25 protein-coding genes are annotated in these 24,432 nt (G+C 70.2%); 13 read left to right on the top strand and 12 right to left on the bottom strand.

Going from position 1 to position 24,432, the window contains the following annotated elements:
• Positions 1–3 precede the first annotated feature (3 nt).
• Positions 4–717 carry a glutathione S-transferase family protein gene (locus tag KW843_RS05120; RefSeq protein WP_218293995.1) on the bottom strand — a complete coding sequence of 238 codons (714 nt, stop codon included), beginning with the start codon at positions 715–717 and terminating at the stop codon, positions 4–6.
• Entirely contained in the window at positions 714–1,322 is a 609-nt protein-coding gene (gene gstA / locus KW843_RS05115; RefSeq protein WP_218293994.1) for a glutathione transferase GstA, read from the bottom strand. The genes KW843_RS05120 and gstA overlap by 4 nt, the downstream gene beginning before the upstream one ends.
• 116 nt (positions 1,323–1,438) lie before the next feature.
• On the opposite strand from gstA, the gene KW843_RS05110 reads away from it, so the two are divergent.
• The 4 genes from KW843_RS05110 (at position 1,439) to KW843_RS05095 (ending at position 4,348) form a co-directional block, all read left to right on the top strand.
• A complete protein-coding gene (locus KW843_RS05110; protein ID WP_218293993.1) occupies positions 1,439–2,329 on the top strand; it encodes a LysR family transcriptional regulator in 891 nt (296 codons plus the stop codon).
• 188 nt (positions 2,330–2,517) lie between these two features.
• Positions 2,518–2,928: a PaaI family thioesterase gene (locus tag KW843_RS05105; RefSeq protein WP_218293992.1), complete on the top strand. Its 411-nt coding sequence runs from the start codon at positions 2,518–2,520 to the stop codon at positions 2,926–2,928.
• A 203-nt stretch (positions 2,929–3,131) separates the two neighbouring features.
• A complete protein-coding gene (locus KW843_RS05100) occupies positions 3,132–3,944 on the top strand; it encodes an IclR family transcriptional regulator (RefSeq protein ID WP_255594543.1) in 813 nt (270 codons plus the stop codon).
• Between the two features lie 2 nt (positions 3,945–3,946).
• Complete coding sequence (locus KW843_RS05095; protein WP_218293991.1) at positions 3,947–4,348, top strand: hypothetical protein; 402 nt, start codon at positions 3,947–3,949, stop codon at positions 4,346–4,348.
• Between the two features lie 13 nt (positions 4,349–4,361).
• Here the strand turns inward: KW843_RS05095 and KW843_RS05090 are convergent, their stop codons facing one another.
• The 4 genes from KW843_RS05090 to KW843_RS05075 form a co-directional block, all read right to left on the bottom strand.
• Entirely contained in the window at positions 4,362–5,348 is a 987-nt protein-coding gene (locus tag KW843_RS05090; RefSeq protein ID WP_218293990.1) for a tripartite tricarboxylate transporter substrate binding protein, read from the bottom strand.
• Between the two features lie 32 nt (positions 5,349–5,380).
• Positions 5,381–6,583: a CaiB/BaiF CoA-transferase family protein gene (locus tag KW843_RS05085; RefSeq protein ID WP_218293989.1), complete on the bottom strand. Its 1,203-nt coding sequence runs from the start codon at positions 6,581–6,583 to the stop codon at positions 5,381–5,383.
• Positions 6,584–6,591: 8 nt separating this feature from the next.
• Positions 6,592–7,731: a MaoC family dehydratase N-terminal domain-containing protein gene (locus KW843_RS05080; protein WP_218294456.1), complete on the bottom strand. Its 1,140-nt coding sequence runs from the start codon at positions 7,729–7,731 to the stop codon at positions 6,592–6,594.
• Between the two features lie 100 nt (positions 7,732–7,831).
• On the bottom strand, positions 7,832–9,382 hold the full coding sequence (locus tag KW843_RS05075; protein ID WP_218293988.1) for an acyl-CoA synthetase: 1,551 nt from the start codon (positions 9,380–9,382) through the stop codon (positions 7,832–7,834).
• 250 nt (positions 9,383–9,632) lie between these two features.
• Here KW843_RS05075 and KW843_RS05070 point away from each other — a divergent pair, with 250 nt between their 5' ends.
• A complete protein-coding gene (locus KW843_RS05070; protein ID WP_218293987.1) occupies positions 9,633–10,175 on the top strand; it encodes a dihydrofolate reductase family protein in 543 nt (180 codons plus the stop codon).
• Between the two features lie 80 nt (positions 10,176–10,255).
• Here the strand turns inward: KW843_RS05070 and KW843_RS05065 are convergent, their stop codons facing one another.
• Positions 10,256–10,693, bottom strand: a complete 438-nt coding sequence (locus KW843_RS05065; RefSeq protein WP_218293986.1) for an Lrp/AsnC family transcriptional regulator — start codon at positions 10,691–10,693, stop codon at positions 10,256–10,258.
• A gap of 131 nt (positions 10,694–10,824) precedes the next feature.
• Here KW843_RS05065 and KW843_RS05060 point away from each other — a divergent pair, with 131 nt between their 5' ends.
• Positions 10,825–11,364: an alpha/beta hydrolase gene (locus tag KW843_RS05060; protein WP_218293985.1), complete on the top strand. Its 540-nt coding sequence runs from the start codon at positions 10,825–10,827 to the stop codon at positions 11,362–11,364.
• Positions 11,365–11,411: 47 nt separating this feature from the next.
• Here the strand turns inward: KW843_RS05060 and KW843_RS05055 are convergent, their stop codons facing one another.
• Positions 11,412–11,948: a DUF2242 domain-containing protein gene (locus KW843_RS05055; RefSeq protein ID WP_370628453.1), complete on the bottom strand. Its 537-nt coding sequence runs from the start codon at positions 11,946–11,948 to the stop codon at positions 11,412–11,414.
• Between the two features lie 362 nt (positions 11,949–12,310).
• Positions 12,311–14,266, bottom strand: a complete 1,956-nt coding sequence (locus tag KW843_RS05050; protein WP_218293984.1) for a tail fiber domain-containing protein — start codon at positions 14,264–14,266, stop codon at positions 12,311–12,313.
• Positions 14,267–14,751: 485 nt separating this feature from the next.
• On the opposite strand from KW843_RS05050, the gene KW843_RS05045 reads away from it, so the two are divergent.
• The 4 genes from KW843_RS05045 to KW843_RS05030 all read left to right on the top strand — a co-directional run bounded on the left by KW843_RS05045 (position 14,752) and on the right by KW843_RS05030 (position 19,658).
• On the top strand, positions 14,752–15,186 hold the full coding sequence (locus KW843_RS05045) for a thermonuclease family protein (protein WP_218293983.1): 435 nt from the start codon (positions 14,752–14,754) through the stop codon (positions 15,184–15,186).
• A 206-nt stretch (positions 15,187–15,392) separates the two neighbouring features.
• The gene (locus tag KW843_RS05040; RefSeq protein WP_218293982.1) at positions 15,393–16,676 is read left to right on the top strand and encodes an MFS transporter; all 1,284 of its coding nucleotides are present in this window, start codon (positions 15,393–15,395) and stop codon (positions 16,674–16,676) included.
• Positions 16,677–16,850: 174 nt separating this feature from the next.
• Entirely contained in the window at positions 16,851–18,437 is a 1,587-nt protein-coding gene (locus KW843_RS05035) for a DUF1800 domain-containing protein (protein ID WP_218294454.1), read from the top strand.
• A 9-nt stretch (positions 18,438–18,446) separates the two neighbouring features.
• A complete protein-coding gene (locus KW843_RS05030; protein WP_218293981.1) occupies positions 18,447–19,658 on the top strand; it encodes a DUF1501 domain-containing protein in 1,212 nt (403 codons plus the stop codon).
• A gap of 191 nt (positions 19,659–19,849) precedes the next feature.
• Here KW843_RS05030 and KW843_RS05025 read toward each other — a convergent pair whose 3' ends face one another.
• Positions 19,850–20,767 (bottom strand): DHH family phosphoesterase, encoded by a 918-nt coding sequence (locus KW843_RS05025; RefSeq protein WP_218293980.1) that lies wholly within the window; start codon positions 20,765–20,767, stop codon positions 19,850–19,852.
• A 156-nt stretch (positions 20,768–20,923) separates the two neighbouring features.
• Here KW843_RS05025 and KW843_RS05020 point away from each other — a divergent pair, with 156 nt between their 5' ends.
• Complete coding sequence (locus KW843_RS05020) at positions 20,924–21,391, top strand: TerB family tellurite resistance protein (RefSeq protein WP_218293979.1); 468 nt, start codon at positions 20,924–20,926, stop codon at positions 21,389–21,391.
• A 109-nt stretch (positions 21,392–21,500) separates the two neighbouring features.
• On the opposite strand, the gene KW843_RS05015 is transcribed toward KW843_RS05020, so the two are convergent.
• Positions 21,501–21,836: an ankyrin repeat domain-containing protein gene (locus tag KW843_RS05015; RefSeq protein ID WP_218293978.1), complete on the bottom strand. Its 336-nt coding sequence runs from the start codon at positions 21,834–21,836 to the stop codon at positions 21,501–21,503.
• A gap of 109 nt (positions 21,837–21,945) precedes the next feature.
• Between KW843_RS05015 and KW843_RS05010 the strand changes: the two genes are divergently transcribed.
• Positions 21,946–22,728: a pseudouridine synthase gene (locus KW843_RS05010; RefSeq protein ID WP_218293977.1), complete on the top strand. Its 783-nt coding sequence runs from the start codon at positions 21,946–21,948 to the stop codon at positions 22,726–22,728.
• A gap of 18 nt (positions 22,729–22,746) precedes the next feature.
• Here the strand turns inward: KW843_RS05010 and KW843_RS05005 are convergent, their stop codons facing one another.
• Positions 22,747–23,337, bottom strand: a complete 591-nt coding sequence (locus KW843_RS05005; protein WP_218293976.1) for an NAD(P)H-dependent oxidoreductase — start codon at positions 23,335–23,337, stop codon at positions 22,747–22,749.
• Between the two features lie 463 nt (positions 23,338–23,800).
• Here KW843_RS05005 and KW843_RS05000 point away from each other — a divergent pair, with 463 nt between their 5' ends.
• Positions 23,801–24,313 carry an MgtC/SapB family protein gene (locus tag KW843_RS05000; RefSeq protein WP_218293975.1) on the top strand — a complete coding sequence of 171 codons (513 nt, stop codon included), beginning with the start codon at positions 23,801–23,803 and terminating at the stop codon, positions 24,311–24,313.
• Positions 24,314–24,432: the final 119 nt, after the last annotated feature.

Here is a 24,432-nt window from a genome sequence, read left to right as displayed (position 1 = left end):
CAGCTACGCCGTCACCGCATCCATGCGGCGCGACAGTGCCGAGCCGCGCGCCCGCAGGAACACACGCAGCCCTTCGGCATAGTCCGCACTGACGGCCTGCTGCACCGAGGCGCGCGCGGCCAGCGCTGTGCGCCAGCGCAGCACACGTGGCAAGCCTTGCCAGAGACCCAGGCCGTCCACGCCCGGCAACGTGTCGATGACGTCGAAGTACCGGAACACGGGGCCGAACACCACATCCACCATGCCGAAATCCGGCCCCGCAAAGTACGGCCCCGCGCCGCTGAACGCACCCAGCGCTTCTTCGAGCTGCACGAAGCGGCCGCGCAGCTCCTGCGCGCGGGCCCGCAGCGCGGCTTCATCCGGCGCGGCGTAAAAAGCGCCGATGGTGTTGAGCACCGTGGAGCCAAATTCCATCCACGCACGGTGGCGGGCGCGCTGCAGCGGGTCCTGCGGGTGCAGCGCGGGCATGGCCACCTCGTCCAGGTACTCGCAGATCACCGCCGACTCGAACAGGCTCTGGCCGCGCACCTGCAATACCGGCGTCTTGCCCAGCGGCGAGAGGGCCAGGAACCAGTCGGGCTTGTGGGCGAGGTCGATGGTGCGGCGCTCGAACGCCAGGCCCTTCTCGCGCAGCACGATGGCCACGCGCTGCACATACGGGCACAGCGCGTGCGAGACCAGCGTGAGCGCGGGCGCGCCAGCCGCTGCTGCGCTCACGGTGCCAGCCCCTCGGCGCGCAGCGCGGCCTGCACCTGCGGGCGGGCCGCCACGCGTGCCATCCAGGCCTGCAGATGCGGGTAGGCCGTGAGCGGCATGCCCAGCAGGTGGGCCCAGTTGACGATGGTGAAGCCATACGCATCGGCCACGCTGTACGCGCCTGCCAGGAAGTCGCTGCGCGAGAGCACGGCATCCAGCTCCGCAAAACGCGCGGCCAGCTTGGCCTTGGCCGCCTGCCGCGTGGACTCGGCCGTTTCCTTGTGCCACAGCCAGGGGCTGAAGCCCTTGTGCAGCTCGGTGCTGACGAAGGTGAGCCACTCCAGCACGGCCAGGCGCTCGCGCGAGCCGGGCTTGCCGATCAGCGCCTGCGCCGGGTCCAGGTCGGCCACGTACTGCAACAGCGCCGCGCCCTCGGTGTGGCGCGACTGGTCGTCCAGCTCCAGCAAGGGCACGTAGCCGCGCGGGGAGATGTCGAGGTAGCTGGCACCCGCCTCGGTGGTGTGGTGCGCCAGGTCCACCTTGGTCAGGTCGAAGGGGACGCCGACCTCGCGCAGCGCGATGTGGACGGCGAGCGAGCAGGCGCCGGGGGCGTAGTAGAGCTTCATGGCAGTGGCGGGCTTTCTGTGCAAAAAGGGGTTGGGAGCATCGCCGCTGCACACAGCGGTGGCACGGGCGACAGGCAGAATTTATGATTGCATTTACGCAAACAAAATACGCATCCATGAAAACATCCATTGCATCATCGCAATACCGCCTGGGCGCCGCCGAGCTGGAGGTGCTGCTGGCCATGGTGCGCACCGGCACGCTGGCGGCGGCCGGTGAGCGGCTGGGCGTGGATGCGTCCACCGTGTTCCGCGCCATCCAGCGCATCGAGCGCGGGCTGGGCCAGCCGCTGTTCGAGCGCTCGCGCGCGGGCTACCGCGCCTCGGAGCTGGCCCAGGCCCTGGCCGAGCAGGCCGAGCGCGTGGAAGCCGCGCTGGAGGCCGCCCGCACCGCCACGCAGGCGCAGCCCGAGCAGGTCTCGGGCACGGTGCGCATCTCCACCACCGACACCATCCTGCAGGGCCTCATCGCCCCCGCCCTGCAGGTGCTGCAGCCCCGCCACCCGGCCCTGGTGTACGAGCTGCATGCGGGCAATGAACTGGTGAGCCTCACGCGGCGCGACACCGACATCGCCGTGCGCGCCACCAGGCGCCCGCCGCAACACCTGGTGGGCCGGCAGCTGGGCATGATCCGTTCGGCGCTGTACACCGCAGCCTCGAACCCGCTGGCACTGTCCGACGTGGAGGCGGGCCGCGCGGCCTGGGTCGCGCCCGACGACTCCATGCCCGGCCACCCCTCGGTGCGCTGGCGCAAGAAGCAGTACCCCAGGGCGCAACCCACCTACCGCGTCAACAGCCTGCTCACCGTGATGGAACTGGTGGCCCGGGGCGCGGGCGTGGGCGTGTTGCCCACCTTCCTGGCCCAGGGCCGCGGCGACCTGCGCCCGCTCACCGGCTCGCTGCCCGAGTGCGACAACGGACTGTGGCTGCTCACGCACCCCGAGTCGCGCCACCTGCGGCGCATCGCGGCGGTGTACGGGCACCTGGCGGACACGGTGCAGCTGCCCTGAGGGACTCCGGCGATTCCTGCGGCCCGGCCCATTCCGCCGGCCGGCTCCAGGGCTTAGGGCCCGGCCTGCTGATGGGCGCGCAGGCCGGGCAGCTTCATGCCCAAGGTATTTTGTACTAATACAATTATTTTTCAAAAGTACAATTTACCTCCACCACCTGCCCTGCAGACAGGTGCGAGGAGTTCACATTGCCCGATACCCTCTCTCCCCCAGGCACGGGCTGGAAGGCGCGCAGCCTGGCCGGCTTCATCCAGCACGCGGGGCCGCTGTGGGCCCAGCGGGAAGACCATGGCTGGGCCTATGGCTTCGCGGTCGGACCGCAGCACCTCAACCCCGCGGGGGCGGCCCACGGCGGCGCGCTGATGACCCTGATGGACCACGCCCTCAGCGCCGTGGCCTGGGAAGCCTGCGGCCGCAGCCCCTGCGTCACGTTGCAGCTCGATTCCCATTTCGTGAGCCCGGTGCGGCCCGGCCAGTTCGTCGAGGCGCGGGCCGAGGTGATCGAGCGCACCGGCAGCCTGGTCTTCATGCGCGGCGAGCTGCGCGCGGGCGCGAGCCTGGTGCTGACGGCCCATGCGCTCATGAAAGCCATGAAATGAAGCCGGCCAGCCCCGCACCGGCATCTGCCCGCCGTCACGCCGTGGCCGAAATTCCTTTGTACCCTGACAAGGAGCGCGCCCTGGACATTCCAGCCCACCACAGCCTGATGGCCCTCTTCGGCGCCCGGCCGCACCACGGCGCTGCAGCCGACGCGGCCACAAATGGGTTTACGCTTGCCGGTTTGAAGCTCCAGAACCCGCCCATGGCCTCCCGCTCCAAGCCCGCCCCGCCCCCCGCCGACACCAAGCCGACCAAAGGCGTGCGCGTGCGGCCCGTGCCCGCCGTGACACGCTCCATCGCCATCCTGCGGCTGCTGGGCGAGCACAAGCAGCCGCTCACGCTGAAGACGGTGGCCGAAGCCTTGCACCTGGTGCCCAGCACCTGCCTGCACATCCTGCGGGTGCTGGTGGCCGAAGACCTGGTCACGCTCGACCCTTCGACCAAGCGCTACGCGCTGGGCACCGGCATGATCAGCCTGGCCCGCAGCGTGCTGGAGGGCGGCGGCTTCACGCAGCTGGTGCAGCCGGTGCTCGACCGCCTGGCCGCGCAGTTCGGCGTGACGGCCATGGGGGTGGAGATCACATCGCGCCAGACGGTGATGGTGCTGGCGCTGTCCCGCTCCAGCCAGCCGTTTCGGGTGCACACCGATGTGGGCAGCCAGTTCGAGACGCTGGTCAGCGCCACGGGGCGGCTGATCGCTGCCTACAGCGGCGAAAACTGGCCCGCGCTCAAGGAGAAATTCGCCCGGGTGGTGTGGGACAAGGCCCCCACGTACACCACCTGGAAGAAGGAGGTCGAGCTCACGCGGTCCCGGGGCTGGAGCCTGGACCGCGACAACTTCATGGCCGGCATCACGGTTGTGGCCGTGCCCGTCTTCGCGCCGGGCGGACGGCTGGTCCACACCCTGGTGGTGGTCGGGCTCAGCAGCCAGATGGGTGCCGCCGTGGTGCAGCAGTTGGCCCAGGTCATGCAGCGGGAGGCGGCCGAGCTGTCTCGCCTGCTGGGCGGGAGCTGACCATGCCGGCGCCCGGTACAGCGGCGGCACAGACACTGCTCAAGACCATCACCATGCCCGCGGACATCGATGCCAGCGGCCAGGTGCCCACGGGCTGGCTGCTGGCCACCATGGACCTCGCGGGGGCCGTGCTGCCGGGGCAGCATTTTGGAGCGCCGGTCGAGCTGGTGGAGCTGTCCGACGTCACGCTGCTGGCCCGGCCCCGGCTGGGCCAATGTGTGACGTTCACGGGCCGCCTGGTGTCCAGCAGCGGCGAGGATGCGTGTGTCGCCATCGAGGCCTGGTGCGAGGAGCGCGGCCAGACGGGGGGCACCCCGCTGATGCGCGCCCAATTGCGCTATGTGCCCGCCACCATCGAAGTGCCCGGGAATCTCTTCCCGGGCACGTTCCAGGCGGGCTCCTGAGCGGAGCCTTGCATCAGTCCGCGCGGATGCCCGCAGCCTTGATGATGGGCGCCCAGCGCTGGCGCTCCTTCCTGGCGAACTCGATCAGGGCCGCGGCCGTTCCCCCCGCGGGCTCGAAGCCCAGTTCCAGCAGGCGCTGGCGCACTTCGGGCCGGGCCAGCACCTTGTTGACCGCCGCATTGAGAACACCGGTCACCGCCGCCGGCGTGCCCCTGGGCGCATACAGCGCGTTCCACGCCACGAACTCGAAACCCGGATGGCCCTGCTCCGCGATGGGCTTCACGCCGGGCGCCAGGTTGCTGGCGGTTGCCGACGTGACGCCAATGGCGCGCAGCTTGCCGGCCGCGATGTGGGGCCGCAGCGCCAGGGGCGTGTCGATGACCGCCGGCAGCTGGCCACCCAGCACGTCGGTCACCGCGTTGCCCGAGCCTTTGTAGGGCACGCCGAACAACGGGGCCGACGAGCGCTCCTTCAGGAACTCGACCACCAGGCGCGCCGAGGTGCTGGGCATCGCGATGTCGGCCGAGCGGGGGGCGCGTTTCACGGATTCGAGCAGTTCCGCCACGGAATGGTGGGGGGCATTGGCCCCCACCGCCAGCACCATGGGAAACGTGCCCACCATGGCGATGGGTTCGAAATCCTTCTCGGGGTCGAACGCCAGCTTCGCATAGAGAAACTGGTTGAGCACATGGGTGGCGTTGGTGCCCATGGTCAGGGTGTAGCCGTCGCCCGGGGCCTGGGCCGCGAGCTCGGTGCCCAGGTTGCCACCGGCACCGGCCCTGTTCTCGACGACGATGGGCTGGCCCAGTTCCCGGCCGAGCTGCTCGCCCAAAAATCGGGTGGCCACATCGGTGCCCTGCCCCGCGGCATAGGCCACGATGATGCGGATGGGCTTGGTGGGATAGCTGGGGTGCTGGGCCTGGGCCTGGGCCTGCGCGTGGGCAGCGGGCATCGCCCACAGCAAACTGGCAGCGGTCATGATGGCAGCGAAGGTTCGCATGCTTGTCTCCTTTATTTTTTGTGCTCTGCAGATCAGAGAGGGCGGGTGCGCGCGACACCCCGGGTATACAGGTCCCGCCTCTGGGCGTCATTGAATCCGAGATCGGCCAGCACCTCGTCGGCATGCTGGCTGAAAGCCGGGGGCGGCGCTCCCGGCAGGGCCGGGGTGCCGTACAGCCGCGCCGGGCCACGCAGCGCCGTGAACGCGCCCTGCCGGATGACCATCTCGCGGTGCGCGCAGTGCGCCTGGGCCAGCGCCTGCGGCACGTCGTTCACCACCCCGGCGGGCACCCCCACACGCATCAGCGCCTCGCACAGCGGCTCGCAGTCCTGCGTGGCAATCGCGGACTCGATGATGTCCTTGAGCGCCTGGCGGTGCGCGATGCGGTCTGCGTTGGCGTGGAACCGGGGATCCTCGGGCAGGCCCGGGCACCCGATGTGCTGGCTGAAACGGCGGAATTGGCCATCGTTGAGGATGCCGATGAACACATGCCCGTCGCGCGCCCTGAACTTGTCGTACGGGGCGATGTTGGGGTGCGCGCTGCCCAGCAGGCCCGGGGCCTTCTTCGACGCGAACCAGTTCGATGCATGCGGCAGCAGCAGGCTCAGCGCCGTGTCGTAGAGCGTGGCCTCCACCCGCTGCCCGGCACCGCTTTGGTGCCGGCTGCACAGGGCCATGAGGATGCCGGTGAGCGCCACATAGCCCGTCAGATGGTCCACGATGGGAATGCCCATGCGCGTGGCGCCCGTGGCCGATTCGCCGTTGATGCTCATCAGGCCGCACTGCGCCTGCAGCACCGCGTCGTAGCCCGGCAGGCCGCCCAGCGGCCCATCGCGGCCAAAGCCCGAGATGGCGCAGTAGATGAGGCGCGGGTAGCGTTCGGCCAGCACGTCTTCGTAGCCCAGGCCCCATTTCTCCATGGTGCCGGGCAGGAAGTTCTCCACCAGCACATCGGCATCCCGCAGCAGGCGGTGCAGCACCTCGTGCGCGTCGGGCTGGCTCAGGTCCAGGCTGATGGCCTTCTTGCCCCGGTTCAGCGCGGCGAAGTACGCGGAGTGGCCCATGTCGTCGTATGGCGGTCCGAGGTGCCGGGTCTCGTCGCCCCCTGGCGGCTCGATCTTGACCACCTGGGCGCCATTGTCGGCGAGCATCTGGGTGCATAGGGGGCCTGCGAGCACGCGGGTGAGGTCCACCACCCGCAGGCCTTCCAGCGCCGGGGCGCTGAAGCTTGTCATGCTGCTATTCACCCGCGGCGGGGCAACACCACCACGCCACCGCCAAGCACCGACAGCTCGCCGTCCTGGTTGTGCGCCTCCTGTGCGATCTCGACCAGGTGCTTGCCGCCCTCCTCGAACTTGCGCGTGACCTTGCCCTTGATGAAGAGCATGTCGCCCTCGGGGTTGTGGCGGCGAATCTTGCAGCTGGCCTTGTGAAGGAAACCCGTGTCGCCCATCCAGTTGGTGAGGTGGTGCGTGAGCCACGAGGTGCGCTCGGGGCCGTAGTCGTACGCGCCGGGCGCGCCCACTTCGAGCGCGAAGTCTTCTTCCCAGTGCACGCGCTCGGGCACGTCCGGGATGCCGAAGCGGTTCTTGATGCCCACGCCCGGGTGCGCGTCGATCAGCTTCCAGGCCAGCTTGTTGGCGCGGATGTACAGGCCGCCCCAGCCCTGCGCGTAAGCGATGAAGCCGGTCACGGTCATCGGCCCCTTGAACATGGTGGGCAGCTCGTCGCCCACGTTCACGTCGTCCCAGTAGCGGGGCGTGGCGCCGCGCACTTCCTCATTGCGGTAGAGCTTGTAGGCCTCGTTCAACTCTTCGTCGGTGTACTGGCGCGGGCCGCGTTCGCGCACGTTCTGGTATTTGCTGCCCTGCTCCCGCGCATGGTCGCGCTCGGTGCGAAAGCACCAGCTGTCGGCCTCGGCCACCTTGTCGCCGTCCTGGTTGAAGAAGTCCACATGGTAGATCTGCTGGATGGCCCGGCCGGCAAAACGCGTCTGGTGCTCGATCAGGTCCTTGAGCGAGGCCTCGGTCGAGATCACGTCGTTGCGGCGCACGGGCTTGTGCCAGGTCCAGTCCGCACCCGACCACATGGCGTGCACGCCCGGCAGGCCGCCCACATAGCCCGACACGATGCGGCTGGTGGCGAACAGGAAGCTGGGCAGCGCGACGATGCCGCCGTAGTGGCTCCTGGCCGCGTAGTCGGGGTCGCACCACAGGGGGTTGTCGTCGCCGATGCCGTGCGCGTAGTGGCGGATGTTGTCGCGCGTGGCCTCGTGGCACCAGGGCTCGGCGGTCTGGCCGATCTTGATGCCGATGCGCTCGCGCAGTTCATCGAGGCCGCTGTCGGTGATCTTGGGAAAGCTGCGCTGCGGGGTGGTGGCAATGGACATGGGTGGAGTCTCCTTGGGGTGGTGGTGGTGAATGAATGAATGGATGGATGGACGGACAGACGGAGGGAAGAAGGGACCGCGGGTGGCGGGGTGCTCAGGCGCAGGCCACCGCTTCGCGCTCCCGCAAGACCTTGCGGTGCACCTTGCCGGCGGGGGTCTTGGGCAGCTCCGCCACGAACGCGATGTGGCGCGGGTATTCGTGCTGGCTGAGCTTGGTCCTGACAAGGTTCTGGATCTCGTCGATGAAGCCCTCGCTGCGCTCGCGGCCTGACACGACGAAGGCCTTGACGACCTGCCCGCGCAGTGCGTCGGGCACGCCGATCACGGCAGCTTCGAGCACGTCCTCGTGCATGAGGATGACGTTCTCGATCTCCACCGCGCTCATGGTCCAGCCCGCGGAAATGATCACGTCGTCGGCACGGCCGCCGTGGAAGAAATAGCCGTCCTCGTCGGTGCGGCCCAGGTCCTTGGTGGGTATCCACTGGCCGCGCCGCAAGACCATGAGCTGCCCCGTGGTGCCCGGCGGGCAGATGTGCCCCTGCGCGTCGTGCACCTCGACCCGGGTGCCGGGCACGGCCTTGCCGAGCGAGCCGCGCTTGACCGGGAAGTCGCTGGCGCCGGGGTAGCTCACCAGCACCACGCCGATCTCGGTCGTGCCGTACATGCTGCACACCTCCAGGCCAAAGCGCTCGTGCACGAAGTCGGCCGTGTCGTCGTCGATGGGCTCGCCGGTGAACGACAGCTTCGTGAAGTGATAGGCGTGGTCGCCCGCCTTGCCGCAGTTCTTCATCATGCGGTAGTGCGTGGCGGCGGCCGACATGTTGGTGAAGCGGTGGGCCGACAGCGCCTGCAGCAGCCGCTCGGCGTTGAACCGGCCGCTGTAGCTGCCGATCGTCAGGCCTAGCGCCAGCGGCGCCAGCGTGCCATGCCACAGGCCGTGCCCCCAGGCGGGGGACGACGGGCACATGAAGCGGTCGCCGGGGCGCAGCCCCGTGCCGTACAGCGCGGCCACCATCAGCGTGACCAGCGCCTTGTGGGTGTGCTTCACGGCCTCGGGCAGCTCCCGCGTGGTGCCGGACGTGTACTGGAACACGGCCAGGTCGTCGGCCCGCGACGTGCTGGCGTAGGTGGCAGGCAGCGCCTGCAGCTGCTGCCACAGCGCGTCATCGAAGACCTCGAACGCGGCGGTGCCCAGGCCCTCGACGACCCCGCGCTTTTCCTCGTTGGTAATGAGCAGGCTCGGCTTGCAATCGCCCACCCGCAGGCGCACGCCGTCGGGGCCGAACAGCGTGAACAGCGGCACGGCAATGGCGCCCCGCTTGATCACGCCGAACATCGCCGTGTAGAACGCCCGCGAGGGCTCCAGCATGATCGCCACACGGTCGCCGCGCTGCACGCCCCGGCCTTCGAGGAAGTGTGCGAAACGGGCCGAATCCCGCGAGAGTTCGTCGAAGGTGATGGTTTCGTCCACGCCATCGGCGCGGCAGACGATCACCGCATCGCGGCCCGCACCGGCATGGCGGTCCACGCACTCATGGGCGATGTTGAACGCAGCGCGGTCCCCATCGAAAAGATCCCACAGGCGCTCGGTCGCGAAGTGGCTCTGGGCATCGGCGTAGCTGGCGTAGTCGGTCAGGCGTTTCATGGCTGCATGGGCTCTGTGTGTCGGTGCATGCAGTCTCGATTCTTCGACATTGATTGTCAAATACGACTATCAATTGTCTCAATACAATTTTTAAAAATGCACTCCATCGGCTCCTCGCGCTATTCGCGTGCCCGCGCGAACGGGGTTTCAAGGGCCCCGCGAGGCCGCGCGCAACGCACCATTGCTGCCAGTACGCTGTCACCAGCGCGCACTACAGTGCAGGGCCACCCACCGACCGGAAGGAATCCGCGTGACCACCCAGTTCTATGGCGCCTCCAGCCTCGACGGCTTCCTCGCCACGCCCGACCACGACCTCGGCTGGCTGCTGCAGTTTGGCGAGATCGAGGGCTCCAGCTACCCCGCTTTCATCCGCGATGTGGGCGCGCTGGCCATGGGCTCGCACACCTACGAATGGATGCTCAGAAATGCCATCGACGCGGGCCAGCCCTGGCCCTACCCGCAGCCCACGTGGGTGTTCAGTTCGCGCAGGCTGCGCGCGATTCCCGGTGCCGACGTGCGCTTTGTGCAGGGCGACGTGCGGCCCGTGCACCAGGCCATGGCGCGGGCCGCAGCAGGGCGCAATGTGTGGATCGTGGGTGGCGGCGAACTCGTGGGGCAGTTCCATGACGCGGGCCTGCTGGACGAGCTGATCGTGCAGATCGCACCGGTCACGCTGGGCGCGGGCGCGCCGCTGTTTCCGCGGTCCATCGTGCAGCCCACGCTGCGCCTGAAGTCCGTGACCACGCTGGGCGGCATCTTCGCGGAGCTGCGCTACGAGGTGCCGCGGCCGTAGAGGCAAGATTTGCTATATTTTATATAGCAACCTAGATTGATACTGAAAGCGCCGCAAGCCGTCCCGTCTTGCACGTCCCCTCACGCCAGCGGCACCGCCTTGTGCACGGGATGGGACAGCACCAGCGATGTGGACACGCTGCCATGGGCCGCCAGCGCATCGACCACGCGCTCCAGGTCGGCGGGCTGGCCGAAGGCGCAACGCACCACGAAGCAGTCCTCGCCCGTCACGCGCACGGCATCCAGCACTTCGGGCATGGACTGGAACAGCTGCACGTAGCGCTTGATGTGCTCGTGCGTGGTGCGCACCCGCACCACGGCCTGCAGGCCCAGGCCCACGGCGGCCAGGTCGATGCGCGCCGCGTAGCCCGAGATCACCCCCGCGTCCTCGAGCTTCTTCACGCGCTCGCTCATCGCCGGCTGCGACAGGCCGATCTTCTTGCCCAGCGCCGACAGGCTCTGCCGCGCATCGTCCTGCAGGGCCATGAGGATCTGCCGGTCTTTCTTGTCCAGTTCCACGGGGATGGTTCCTTTGCGATGCTTTCAAGGTTTGGGGGCGCGCTTTCCGATGAAGCCCGCTGGCCGCGGCGGCATGGTTTTCCTATCGTCGGGGGGCAGTGATGGATCTGCTTTCACGACAAGGAACACCAATGGCGACGCGACCTGTTTTGCTCATTCCCGGCATCCACAACTCCGGCCCCGGGCATTGGCAGTCATTGTGGCAAACCCGGCACGCGGACGTGGCGCGCGTGGAGCAGGCGGACTGGGATCACCCCGTGTGCGACGCGTGGGTACAGGCGCTCGACGACGCCATCGCGGCGGCGGCGCAGCCCCCCATCCTGGTCGCCCACAGCCTGGGCTGCCTGGTGGCGGTGCACTGGGCCGCACGCCACCACCGGCCGCTGCACGCCCTGCTGCTGGTGGCCGTGCCCGACCCCGAGGGCCCGGCGTTTCCAGCCGATGCCCGGGGCTTCTTCCCGCTGCCCGCCGCGCTGCCGACGATGGACAGGCTCATGCTGATGAGCAGTACCAGCGATCCCTACTCCACCCCCGGTTTTTCGGCGCGGTGCGCGGGCGCGTGGAACGCCGAACACGTGGTGCTGGGCGCGCTCGGCCATGTGAATGCCGACAGCGGCCTGGGCGACTGGCCCGCGGGATGGGAGCAGGTGGCGCGCTGGCGCGGGCAGTGAGGCCGCCGCCCGGCTTCGCCAGGCCTCGCGCGCATCCCGCAAGGGCCTCAGCCTCCGGCCGCCTGGGCCTGGTCGATCGCCAGGTACCGTTTGACGAGGTCAAAGAAGCTCTCGTAGAACGTGTCCTTGGAGATGGTCTCGCTCCCCACCTTGACCAGCGATTCGCTGCTGGCGGAAAACGGCAGCGAGACCGAGCCGATGGCGCCCACGCCCACGCTGGCGGAGTTGTTGGTCTTGCGCAGCGCATAGGTGTCCTGCAGCGCGGTCACGAACCCCAGGCTCACCTTGCCATCGCTGGCCTCCGGCAGGCACACCACGCGCACCACCATCTGCAGGTGCGACTCGGCCTCCGGCTGGAAGCTCTTCTTGCCTTCCACCAACTCCGTCTGGTGGGTGGAGATGATGTAGCCCTGGCTCAGCAGCGCGCGGCGCGAGGCCTCGCAGGTCTGCTGCGGGGTGGCATCGAACAGGCGCGAGTAGGTGGCCACCGATCCGAAGTTCTCCGGCACGGCGAAGGTCTTGGCACCCGTGGCCGAGCAACCTGGCAAAGTCAGCGCCGCGGCTCCTGCCGCCAGGGCCGCCACGAAAGTCCGGGCACGGCGCAGAGCCGGTGCCCCGCCGAGAAATCCGCGGGAAGAAGGCGCGCCCAGGGCGCCTGGATCAATGGGGGTGGTCGAAGGAAAGCTCAAACCGGCACTCCTTTTGTGTCATGGATCATCATCGGCCGCGCCTGCCCGCAAGCAGGCGCCAGCCCAAGAGGTGGTGTGACGGGCCAGGCCGCCCGCAGTTCCCTTGCGCGAGGCAACGGGGTCGCCGGCGGCGGCCCATTGCGATGGCTTCGCAGTATGGCCCGCATGGCGGGGTGGCGATGTCAGCGGGCAGCCCGTTCCCCCGCACACAAGGTATCAAATTGCTGCGCCCTGGTCCGCACCGCTGCGCCCGCGCCTCAGGGCCTGGCCTGGGAGAGAAGCTTTTCCAGCCGCTGCAGGCGCTGGGCCATGGCGGCCAGCGCCTCCTCCTTGGCCTGCAGGTCCTTCTGGAGCGCATCGATCCTTTGCTGCTGCGCCACCGTGCGCTTGTCCAGCGCCTGGACACCCGCGAGCGCCACGCCGTCAGGATCGATGGTGGCAATTTTCGTATCGCTGTCCCCCAGGCGGAAAGCGGCGGAAAAATCCTGCGCCATGGGCCCCATGTGGCGCACCGCAAGGCCTTCTGTCTTGTAGTTCCAGGTGGTCACCGGCACCGCGCGCAGGCGCCGCAACACGTCTTCACCATCGACCGCCGCAAAGTTCTCCTTGAGATTGCGGTCGGAGACGGAGGACCACGAGCCGCCCCCCGCGCCCACCGTGACCCCGGCCGCCAGGCCCGCGTCGGTGTAGATCGTGAAGCCGCCCGAAGACCGGAAGATGGCCTGGTTGGTGCCCGACGGGGTGATCGCGGCATCGCTGGAGCGGTCGGTCCACACGAAGCTGCCGTAGAAATTGGACCCGCCAGTGGACAGATAGCTCATGCGCAGGCCGGTGGTGGCCGCGGCATTCGTATACAGGTTCACGCCGCCCGCGGCCCGCACATTGAAGGAATTGTTCACCCCCGCGCGGAAGTAGGTTTCTGGCGAGCAGGACACGCCGCCGTCGCAGAAGGTGGGAAACGAACGGTCGGCAAAAACGAATGAGCCCTGCCGCGCGTTGGTATGCGCGCCCATCCCCAGCGCCACCGACGCGAAGCCGGAGGCGACGTTGTACAGCCCCATGGCCACGGAGTTGCCGTTGGCCGCCACCGTACCCTGCCCCACGGCGAAGCCATAGTCGCCCGAAGCCCTGGCGTTGTAGCCGAACGCCGTGGAATACATGCCGATGTTGGCGTCGTCCCACTGGGTGCCGTCGATCTGCCCGGCGCGCAGGGACGCTTTTTGCGGATACCACAGGAACCGCGTGCCCGGGCCTTCGGCCGGCGCGCCCCCCATGCCGTTGGAAAAGTCGCCCACCGACAGGATGGCGCCGTCGTTGTCCACACGCACACGCTCCTTGTCGTGGTTTTGGCCATCCAGGTACAGGCCGCTGGCAGACAGCGACAGCAGTGGCGTATTGCCGGCCGAACCCAGCGTGGCGGCACCGACCAGCTTGAGGTTGACGAGCGCGCTGGCCGTGGTGGCAGCCTGCTGCACGGCGGGCGCGAACTGGACAGCCCCCGTTAGGTCACCCGTGGCGCCAGTGGCCCCCGTCGCGCCGGTGGCCCCGGCCGGGCCCGTGGCTCCCGCGGGACCGGCCGCACCCGCTGGCCCGGCCGCGCCAGCCGCTCCTGCGACGCCAGCGGAGCCGGTGGCGCCCGTCGCTCCCGTGGCGCCAGCCGCGCCTGCCTGCGCCACCAGCGCCCAGACGGCAGGGCTCACGGAGGGGTCGGCGTTGATCGAGTCCGAAGCCGATACCTGCAGGTAGGTCGAGCCGCCCTGGCTGACCAGCGTGCCGGAGGCATAGGCCGTGGCCGCGGACCAGGCACCCATGTAGCTGCCCGCAAACGAGCCGGCCGCCCCGGTGGCCCCCGTCGCACCGGCGGTGCCCGTGGTTCCTGCCGCGCCTGCGGGCCCCTGAGGTCCGGTCGGCCCCGTGGGGCCGGTGGCGCCCGTGGCCCCCACGGCCGAAGCCTGGCACGGACCGAGCACGCCGGCCGCTCCGTAGCACACCCGGTTGGCCACCGCCGGAGAAGCCGCGATCCCCGGTGCGGCGATGGCGCCGCCCTCATCCACGCGAAAGCGGATCTGCGTTCCGCTGGCGTCCTTGACGGCAAACCCCGAGCCCGCCGCCGGCCGGATCGTGACGTCCGCCGCCTGCGCGGCAGGGCCCCACATCGCGGCCGCAAGCAGGCTGAGGAACAACGGGCTGGCATGAACGCGCGGGGAGGACATGGTCGGAAGCTCTTTCTTCGGTGATTTCTTGCCTTGCGGCGACGGGGGATGGCGGCCGCGCGGGCACGACATTGCAGCGGGGCCGCACACCCCGCCTGGAGAGCGGCCGTGGCAGGCTTGCGCCCTCGCCCACCGGCCCGGCCGCGCAGGCGGGCACTTGCATGCCGAATCACGGTCGCAGGCCCTCGCCCCATGGGTGAAACATTTTCTCACAATGACCACCCAAAACCCTGCCTGAACCCCGCCCCGGCGGTTCAACGGTGGCGCGTTGATGCGTGCCCGCCACAGCGGCCACCGGACGGGCAAAGACGACGCACACGCAGCCGCCGCCGGAGTGGGAGCAGAGTGCCGGAAAGCTACACTATTGATAGCTAGAATCCATTGAATATCAAGCGCCACCCTCCGGTCCGTCCATCAAAATGGCAGGAGGGTGCGCACCGCCGCCGCCCCCTCGGCCCGACCCGCTTCCCCGCTTCGCTCCATCCATGCCGCTCGCCACCCTTTTGTGCCTGGTCGTCGCCATCAGCGACGGCGACACCCTCACCGCGCGCTGCGGTACGCCCGGCGCCTACCGGCAGGTCAAGGTGCGCGTGGCCGCCATCGACGCACCCGAGTCGCGCCAGGCCTTCGGACAGAAGTCCCGCCAGAACCTGGCGCGGCTGTGCTTCAGGCAGCGCGCCACCTTGCAGGCCTTGGACCGGGACAGCTATGGCCGCACGGTGGCCAATGTGCGCTGCGCAGGCACCGACGTGGCCGCGGCCCAGGTGCGGGCCGGCCTGGCCTGGGTGTACACGCCCTACGCCGCCAGCCACCCGCACCTGGCGCCGCTGCAGCAGCAGGCGCGGGGCGGCGGCGCGGGCCTGTGGTCCCAGCGGCGCCCGCTGGCGCCCTGGGACTACCGGCACCGGCACGGCCGCTGAAGCCTTCCGCGCCCCCAGGGCAAGGCGCACGCTCGCCACGGCGGAGGATGCGGCGGCGCGGTCGGCCCAGCACGGCGCCACTTTGAGGGATTTGCGCGGCGCGGGCCCGGGCGGCGCCGCACAACCGGTAGCATCCAGGGTCCTTCGCACCAGGCTTGGCGGCGCATTGCACCGCACCCGGCCGATCCGTCACCCCTCCCCCGCCCATGTCCACCCCTGAGCCCACGCCCATGGCGCCCGCCGCCAGCGTCTACCGCCATTCCGGTTTTGTTTCCTTTCTGATCGCCCGCGTGGTGGCCGTCGTGGCCACGCAGGTGCAGGCCGTGGTGGTGGCCTGGCAGGTGTACGACCTCACGCGCGAGCCGCTGGCGCTGGCCTATGTGGGCCTGGCGCAGTTCCTGCCCATGCTGTGCCTGCTGCTGCCGGCGGGCGACCTGATCGACAGGTTCGAGCGCAAGCGCATCCTGGCCATCAGCTGGAGCGTGGGCGGGCTGTGCAGCGCCCTGCTGTGGTGGCTGTCGGGCCACGGGGCCAGCGGCGTGGCGGGCATCTATGCGGTGCTGGTGCTGTACGGCTGCTCGCGCGCGTTCTCGGGCCCGGCCATGCAGAGCCTGCTGCCGCAGATCGTGCCGCGCGGCCAGCTCGCGCAGGCCATCGCGGCCAACAGCATGCTCATGCGCGTGGCCAGCATCGGCGGGCCGCTGCTGGGCGGGCTGCTGTATGCGCTCGGCGGCGGCGAACTGACCTACGCCGTGTGCTGCGCCTGCTTCGGGCTGGGCGTGGCGCTGCTCCTGCGCGTGGTGGTGGCGCACGCCACGGCGCCCGGACCCACGCAGGGGACGATGTTCGAACGCTTCGGGGCGGGCATCACCTTCATCCGCTCGCGGCCGATCATCCTGGGCACCATTTCGCTGGACCTGTTCGCGGTGCTGCTGGGCGGCGTGGTGGCCCTGCTGCCCATCTATGCACAGGAGGTGCTGCACGTGGGCCCCGCGGGCCTGGGGGCGCTGCGCAGCGCCATGGCCGTGGGCGAGGTCGGCGCGGGGCTGTACCTGAGCATGCGCCCCTTCAACCGCCATGTGGGACGCACCATGTTCATCGCCGTGGCGGTGTTTGGCGCGGCCAACCTGGTGTTCGCGCTCTCCAGCTGGTTCTGGCTGTCGTTCGCGGCGCTGATGGTGGCCGGCGCGGCCGACATGGTGAGCGTGTACATCCGCGGCGCGCTGGTGCAGTTCTCCACGCCCGACACCATGCGCGGGCGGGTGAACGCGGTGAACATGCTGTTCATCGGCTCGTCCAACGAACTGGGCGAGTTCCGCGCCGGCACCAGCGCGTCGTGGCTGGGCGTGGTGCCGGCGGCCGTGGTGGGCGGCCTGTGCACGCTGGGCGTCGTGGGCGGCTGGATGCTGGCGTTCAAGACGCTGCGCACGGTGGACCGCTTCGAGGAAGCCGCGCAGGCCACCGGTGCTGCGCCCGCGGGCGCGCGGTAGCAGGCGGGCAGACAGGCCGCGCACGCGCCACGCTGCGCGGCCTGCGGAAACCAATCGACACATCCTCCGGGCCGTTTGTGTCGCGCAGGTAAAACCCGCCGCACAGGCTTGCGCGGCGGTGCGGGGCGGCGCACCATGCGCCCACTTGCACCTGGCCTGCCGCCCAACCTCTTCATGACCTCGCCACCACGCCCCGCCCCCTTGCGCCGCCGCACCGTGCTCGCGGGCTTGCTGGGCGCGGCGGCCGGGGCGCTCCCCGGCATGGCTTGCGCGACGGGGATGGAGGCATGGAGCACCGCCGACGAGCCCACCCTGGCCCGCCTGCTGGACCGCGTCACCTGGGGCTGCACCGCCCAGGGCGCGCAGGCGCTGGCCCCCCAGGGCGCACAGGCCTGTCTGGCCGCCCAGCTGCGCCCCCCGCCGGCCGCGCTGCCGCGCGAAGCCCAGGCCCGCATCGACGCGATGACCATCTCCCGCGTGCCCGCCGAGGCGCTGGCCCTGGAAATGGACGCACGCCACCGCGCCGCCAAGGCCCTGCCCACCGAAGACGCGCGCAAGGCCGCGCTCAAGGCCTGGCAGCAGGACATGCGCGCCCTGCAGCAGGAGGCGGCCGAGCGTTTCGTGCTGCGCGCGCTGTACACGCCCGCGCAGCTGCGCGAGAAGATGACCTGGTTCTGGATGAACCACTTCAACGTGTTCGCGGGCAAGGGCAGCCTGCGCGCGCTGGTGGGCGACTACGAGGAGCGTGCCGTGCGCCCCCATGCGCTGGGCCGCTTTCGCGACCTGCTGGGCGCCACCGCGCGCCACCCGGCCATGCTGCGCTACCTGGACAACGCGCAGAACGCAGCCGGCCGCATCAACGAAAACTATGCGCGCGAGCTGATGGAGCTGCACACGCTGGGCGTGGACGGCGGCTACAGCCAGCAGGACGTGCAGGAGCTGGCGCGCGTGCTGACCGGCGTGGGCGTATCGCTGCGCCCGCCCGGCGAAGAGCCGCCGCGCATGAAGCCCGCACTGCGCCGCCATTACGTGCGCCAGGGGCTGTTTGAGTTCAACCCCCAGCGCCACGACTGGGACCCCAAGACGCTGCTGGGCCAGCCCTTGCGCGCCGAAGGCCTGGCCGAGGTGGACGAAGCGCTGGACCGCCTGGCCCGCGCTCCCGCGACCGCGCGCTTCGTCACGCGCAAGGTCGCGCTCTTTCTGGTGGGCGACAACCCGCCGCCCGCGCTTTTGCAGACGCTGGCCCGCACCTTCGAACGCACCGATGGCGACATCGCCGCCGTGCTGGAAGCACTCTTCAACGCCCCCGGATTTCGCGCATCGCTGGGCCAGCGTTTCCGCGACCCGGTGCACTACGTGCTGGCCGCCCTGCGCCTGGCGCATGGCGACGCCGTGCTGCCCGGCGCGGAGCCCGCGCTCGCCTGGCTGCAGCGCCTGGCCGAGCCCCTGTACGGCCGCGCCACGCCCGACGGCTACCCGCTCGATGCGGCCGCGTGGTCGGGCTCCGGGCAGATGTCCACGCGTTTCGAGATCGCCCGGGCCATCGGCGCCGGGGCCGCCACGGCCCCCGCCCCGCGCGAGGACGGGATGGCCGGGCCAGCGGCACCGCAGCGCACACCCCCGCCGCTGGCGCAAAGCGCCTACGTGCGCGCCCTGCAGCCCGCCTGGACCACCGCCACGCGCAACGCGCTGGCCCAGGCGGCGTCGCCGCGCGAATGGAACCTGCTGTTCCTCGCATCACCCGAATTCATGCATGGATAGGAGAACACCATGCAACGCAGACACCTTCTTCAGGCCCTGGGCGCCAGCGCGCTCGGCGTGGCCAGTGCAAGCGTTCTGGCCGCCCCGCGCGCTCAGGACGTGCGGTTTCTGCTCGTGTTCCTGCGCGGCGGCTACGACTGCGCCAGCCTGCTCGTGCCCACGGCCAGCAGCTACTACTACGAGACGCGGCCGAACATCGCCATCGCCCGCCCCGGACAGGACGGCGGCGCGCTGGCGCTCACGCCCGACTGGGGACTGCACCCCGCGCTCGCGGATTCCATGCTGCCGCTGTACCAGAAAAGCCAGCTGGCCTTCGTGCCCTTCGCGGGCACCGACGACCTCTCGCGCAGCCACTTCGACACCCAGGACAGCATGGAGCTGGGCCAGCCCGTGGGCGGGCGGCGCGACTACCGCTCGGGCTTTCTGAACCGGCTGGTGGCCGAACTCGCCGCCCCGGCGGCCGGCGCAGCGGCCACGCCGCAGCCCATGGCCTTCACCAGCACCCTGCCCCTGGTGCTGCGCGGCGCGGTGGACGTGCCCAACACCCTGCTGAGCGCGGGCGCGGGCCGCAGCGGCGTGGACGCGCGGCAGGCCCAGCTCATCGAATCCATGTACCGGGGCACCCCGCTGGCCACGTCCGTGGCCGAGGGTTTTGCCACGCGCGAGGAAGTGGCCCGCACCATGCAGGGCGAGATGGAGGCCGCCAGCCGCAACGCGCTCAGCACCAAGGGCTTCGAGGGCACGGCCCGGCGCATGGCGCGGCTGATGCAGACGCGCTACCAGCTGGGTTTTGTGGACGTAGGCGGCTGGGACACCCATGTGGCCCAGGGCGCGGCCACGGGCGCGCTGGCCAACCGCTTCGAGGAGCTGGGCCGGGGCCTGGCCGGCTTTGCCGACGAAATGGGCCCCGCATGGAAATCCACCGTGGTCGTGGTGGTGAGCGAGTTCGGCCGCACCTTCCGAGAAAACGGCAACCGGGGCACGGACCACGGCCACGGCACCGTGTTCTGGGTGCTGGGCGGTGGCGTGAATGGCGGGCGCATCGCGGGCGAGCAGCAGGCCCTGAGCGCCGCCACGCTGTTCCAGAACCGCGACTACCCGGTGCTCAACGACTACCGCGCCGTGCTCGGTGGGCTGTTCGCGCGGATGTACGGGCTGAACGCCGCCGCCGTGGCGCGGGTGTTTCCGGGGGCAAAGGCGGCCGACTTGCGGCTGGCGTAGCCTCGGGGGTCAATGGCACTGGCCCGACGATGCCCCAGAGCTGCGCAGGGCGTTTGCACACGCCCGCCCTGGGCCGGGAGAGATCCGTGCAAGGGCCGCCCCGCCGCACTGGCTGCGTTTCCCTTCCCGCATCGCGGAGCATTCGAGAGAAGGGGGAAGGCGCGAAGCGACCCAGGGGCGTGGCCCCGGTCTCAGGCGTTGAAGGTGCCCGTCAGCAGCTCGGGCAGGCGCTCCACCTTCATCTTGAAACCGCAGGCCTGCGCATGGCCGCCCCCGCCCATGCTCTCGGCCAGCGCGATGCAGTCGAAATTGCGCTGCGCGCGCAGCCCGGCCTTCACGCCCTTGGCGCCCGCGCTCCACATCAGCGCGAAGGTCCCCGTCTTCGCCGACAGCATGTCGCCCACCAGGCTGTGGAACATGCCGGGGGCGTTCACCATCAGGCCCTCGATGCCGTTGAAGACCAGCGGCTGCGCGCCCTCGGCGATGTCGGCCGCGAGCTTGCGGTACTTTTCATCCATGGCCGCGCCCCGCGCCATGAACAGCGTGAGCTCTTGCGGCGTGAAGGATGCGATCTCGCGCCAGCGCTCGAAGGTCTGCGCCTCCATGTCGAGCGCCGACAGGAAGCCCGCGCTCTCGGCGAACTCCCACTTCCAGATGTCGCGGTCTTCCACGTACTGCAGCAGCGCCGGGACGGGTTCGTGCGGGTGGAAGAACTCCCACGCCAGGCGCGCGCCCGACTTGCCCATGTCGAAATGCACCACGCCGCAGCGGCAGGCAAAGCCCGTGAGCTTCTCGGCCGCGCTCTTGTGGTGGTCCAGCATCACCAGCTTGGCCGCGCGCTCGTCGATGGCGCGCAGCACCTCGGCCGAGAAGGAGAAATCAAGGATGTAGACCGCGCGGCCCGCGACGGGCGGCAGGTCGTCCACGGTGTTGACATCGCCATGGTCCAGCCCCACGTACTCGGCGCTGTCGCCGTAGTAGAGCCAGGCGGCCAGCGCGGCGCCAAAGCCGTCGGGGCAATAGCGCCCGTGGTACAGGACCAGGGGCGAGGGATCATTCTTGGCGGGGGCAACCAGCAGTTGCAGGGGGAGTATGGTTTTCTTCGTCATGGCCCCCAATTGTCGCCGGGGTGGTGGCGGGGGGCGAGCACTGTATCGCCACGGCGGCCGTCCGCCCGGCCGCACCAGGGCGGGGGAACCAAGACCGCCCGTGCGACCTCCATCCATCCATGCCTGCATGCCGCGGCCCCATCGAAAGCACCCTCCATGTTCCAGACACTCAAAGACCTGCTCGACAGCCTGATGCACCCCCCGGCAACCCCTTCCGCCCAGGAGCAGGCCCACGCCGTGCAACTGGCCGCTGCCGTGCTGCTGGTGGAGGTGGTGCGGTTCGACGCGGCCATGGATGCGGCCGAACGCACGGCCATGGTCACCGCCCTGCGCGGCAAGTTCGCGCTGGCCGACGATGAACTGGATCGCCTGCTGGAGCTGGCCGTCGACACCTCCCGCAGCGCCTACGACTACCAACGCTTCACGGGCAGCCTGAACGATCACTTCACACAGCCGCAGAAGGTGCAACTGGTCGAGGCCATGTGGCAGGTGGCGTACGCCGACGCGCGCCTGGACGAGAACGAGATGCACACCATCAGCAAGGTGGCCGGCCTGCTGCATGTCACGCACGGCGAATACATCGCCGCCAAGATGCGGGCCAAGGAGTCTGCACGCCTTGCCTGAAGACCTTGGAAGGCCGCCAGCGGCGGGCAGACAGTCCTGGCATCCGGACGCGGCCGCCGCACGCGGATCGGCGGGCCCCTTCGCCGCCGCCGGCGGCTGACCGGCGCCGCTAGACGGGCAGCCAGCGCCACCAGAACGGCTTGCGCTCTTCCTTGCCGCCCCGGGCCCGCAGCAGCGGCACGAACTCGGTGCGCCCGTGGCGGCGCGCGGCCTCCAGCGGCGTCATGTCGTCGAAGTCGGACCTCAGCCCGGCGTCGGCGCCGTGGGCCAGCAGGTAGCGCGTGATCTCGGCATGCCCGTGGATCAGGCTGGCCACCAGGGGCGTGCACAGGATCTCGGGGTGCTGGTAGTTGGGGTTCACGCCCGCACCGATGTGGTAGCGCACCAGCGCCAGATCGCCGGCCACGGCGGCGGCGTACATGTCCTTCCAGTCTCCAGCCGACATACCACTGCATCCTTTGCATGAACGGGATCGGCGCAGTGTAGAGCGCGCGGCGTGCTGCACAATGCGCGCCTTCCCTACCCGGCCCGCGGCACAGGCCACTTTTCTTTCCATGCACCCTCCCCTGCACATCCTCTGGCGCGACGAGCACCTGGTGGCCGTCTACAAGCCGGCCGGCTGGCTGGTGCACCGCACGGGGCTCGATGCCGGCGAAACGCGCTTCGTGATGCAGGTGCTGCGCGACCAACTGGGCCAGCATGTGTTCCCCGTGCACCGGCTCGACAAGGGCACCTGCGGCGTGCTGGTGATGGCGCTGCACAGCGATGCGGCGCGCGCGCTGTCGCAGGCTTTCGAGCAGCAGGCCACGCACAAGCGCTACCTGGCCATGGTGCGCGGCTGGGCGCCCGAGGCCGTCGCGGTGGACCACGCGCTCCGGCCCGACGACGCGCCGGCCGATACGGCCGTGCAGGAGGCGCACACGCGCTTTCGGCGCCTGGCGCGGCTCACGCTGCCCGAGGCCAGCGACCCCCGCTTCGCCTCCACGCGCGCCTCGCTGGTCGAGGCCGTGCCCACCACGGGCCGGCGCCACCAGATCCGCCGCCACCTCAAGCACCTGGCCCATCCGATCATCGGCGACGCCACGCACGGCAAGGGCCCGCTCAACCGCTGGTGGGCCGAGCGGCTGGGCCAGCAGCGGCTGTGGCTGCACGCCTGGCAGCTCACGGTGCCGCACCCGGCAACGGGCCTGGCCATGACGTTCGAAAGCGGGCTGCCATGGCCCGTGGCCCCGCAGGGCGGCGCGGGCCCCGCGCCGGGTACCGGGGACGGCGCGCAGGCCACGGGCCCCACGGCAGACTGGCAGCGCCTGCTGGCGCGGTTGCCGTGGCAGGACTGAGGGCCCCGCCTACCCCGCCTACCCCGCCTTGGCGCCGAGCGCCTGCATGCGCGCCGTCCACTTGGCCACGCCGTCCTCGCCCAACTGCTCCACGCTGCCCACCAGCGTTTCATGCACCGGCGCAATGCCCACGAAACCCAGGATGTTGCGCTCCAGCGACTTCACGCTGTGCGCGCGGAAATACCAGCGGTAGACCATCGCGGGCATGCCCATGGTCACCACCACCCGCGCGCTGCGGCCCGTGAGCCCCTTGCGGCCGAACGGGTTGCTGCCCTCGGTGGTGAACGCGAAGCCGGGCCGCGCCACCTGCTCCAGAAAACCCTTGAGCAGGGCCGGCATGTCGCCCAGCCACAGCGGAAAGAACAGCACGATGTGCCGGGCCCAGCTGATGTCGTCCTGGGCGGGCCTGAGCCTGGCGGGCAGCAGGCCCAGCTCCCACTCATGCTGGCTGCGCAGCAGCGCGAAGTCGATGGCGGCCACGTCGATCTGCCGCACCTCGTGGCCAGCGCCGGTGGCCCCCCGGGCATAGGCCTGCGCCAACGCATGGCACAGGTGCGGCGCGCTCGCGTCGGGATGTCCCTGGATCAGAACAATGCGCTGCGGGGTCATGGCGAACTCCTCACTGGGCCGCGCCTGCCCCGTGGCGGCGGCCCGGGCAAACGGTGGCGTGGGGGGCCCGGAGCAAATCGTGACACGCGCCACCCTTGCGTGCAAGCGGCCCGTGGCACAGGGACGGCGCCGGTTCCGGGCGGGGGTCCAAGGTCCGTTCATCGCCACGCCATTTACTACTATTTTCATAGCTATTGGCGCTTTTCCATCAAGCGCTTCATGGCATTTTCATCCTCATTTCAGTGGCCGCCACCATGGCGTGGCCAGGCGTCGCGTCGGCACCGTCCTACCCCCGGGCCCGCCCGCCGCCGGTAGGCACGGCCTGGCGCGGGCGGCACAGTCGTGAACCAGCACCATCGCTGCCGCACCACCTGCCTGCCCACCATGCCAACACTCCGCACCTCCAGCCACCGCCGCGCGGCGGCAAGCGCCCGTCCCGCCACCGGCCACCGGGGCACGCCCCATGGCTGACCTCTGGCAGGAGATCGCCGCCGCCGTGGCGTCCGAGTTTTCGGACGTCTCCGACGCCGCGCAGGCCACGCGCATCGTCGTGCGGCTGACGGTGGCCGCGGTGCTGGGCGGGCTGCTTGGATGGGAGCGCGAGCACGCGGGCAAGGCTGCCGGCGTGCGCACCCACATGCTGGTGGCCATGGGCGCCGCGCTCTTCGTGCTGGTCGCGCAGCAGGCCGGCATCGCGCCCGCGGACAACAGCCGGGTGCTGCAGGGCATCATCGCGGGCGTGGGCTTCCTGGGCGCGGGCACCATCCTCAAGGGCGACGCCGAAAACCAGGTCAGGGGCCTGACCACCGCCGCCGGCATCTGGCTCACGGCCGCCATCGGGGTCGCGGCGGGCCTGGGGCGGGAGACCACGGCCGTGCTCAGCACGCTGCTGGCGCTGCTGGTGCTGTGGGCCGTGCCGCTGGTGCACGACCGCATGGCGCGCGCCAGCACCCGGCCGCAGCACAAGCCGGACTGAGCGGGCGCAGCCCGGGCCAGCCATTTCCGGCACCGCGCGTGCGCTACACTTTTTGGCTCTCAGCCACCTGGGCCCGCGGCGCCACCAGCATGCCGCCGGCATCGCACATGCACACCCCA

The sequence above is a fragment of the Acidovorax sp. sif1233 genome (assembly GCF_019218755.1).
In the GTDB taxonomy this organism is placed as follows: Bacteria; Pseudomonadota; Gammaproteobacteria; order Burkholderiales; family Burkholderiaceae_C; genus Acidovorax.
The sequence above is the reverse complement of the archived record's forward strand: the minus strand, read 5'-3'. Positions and strand labels throughout refer to the sequence as shown.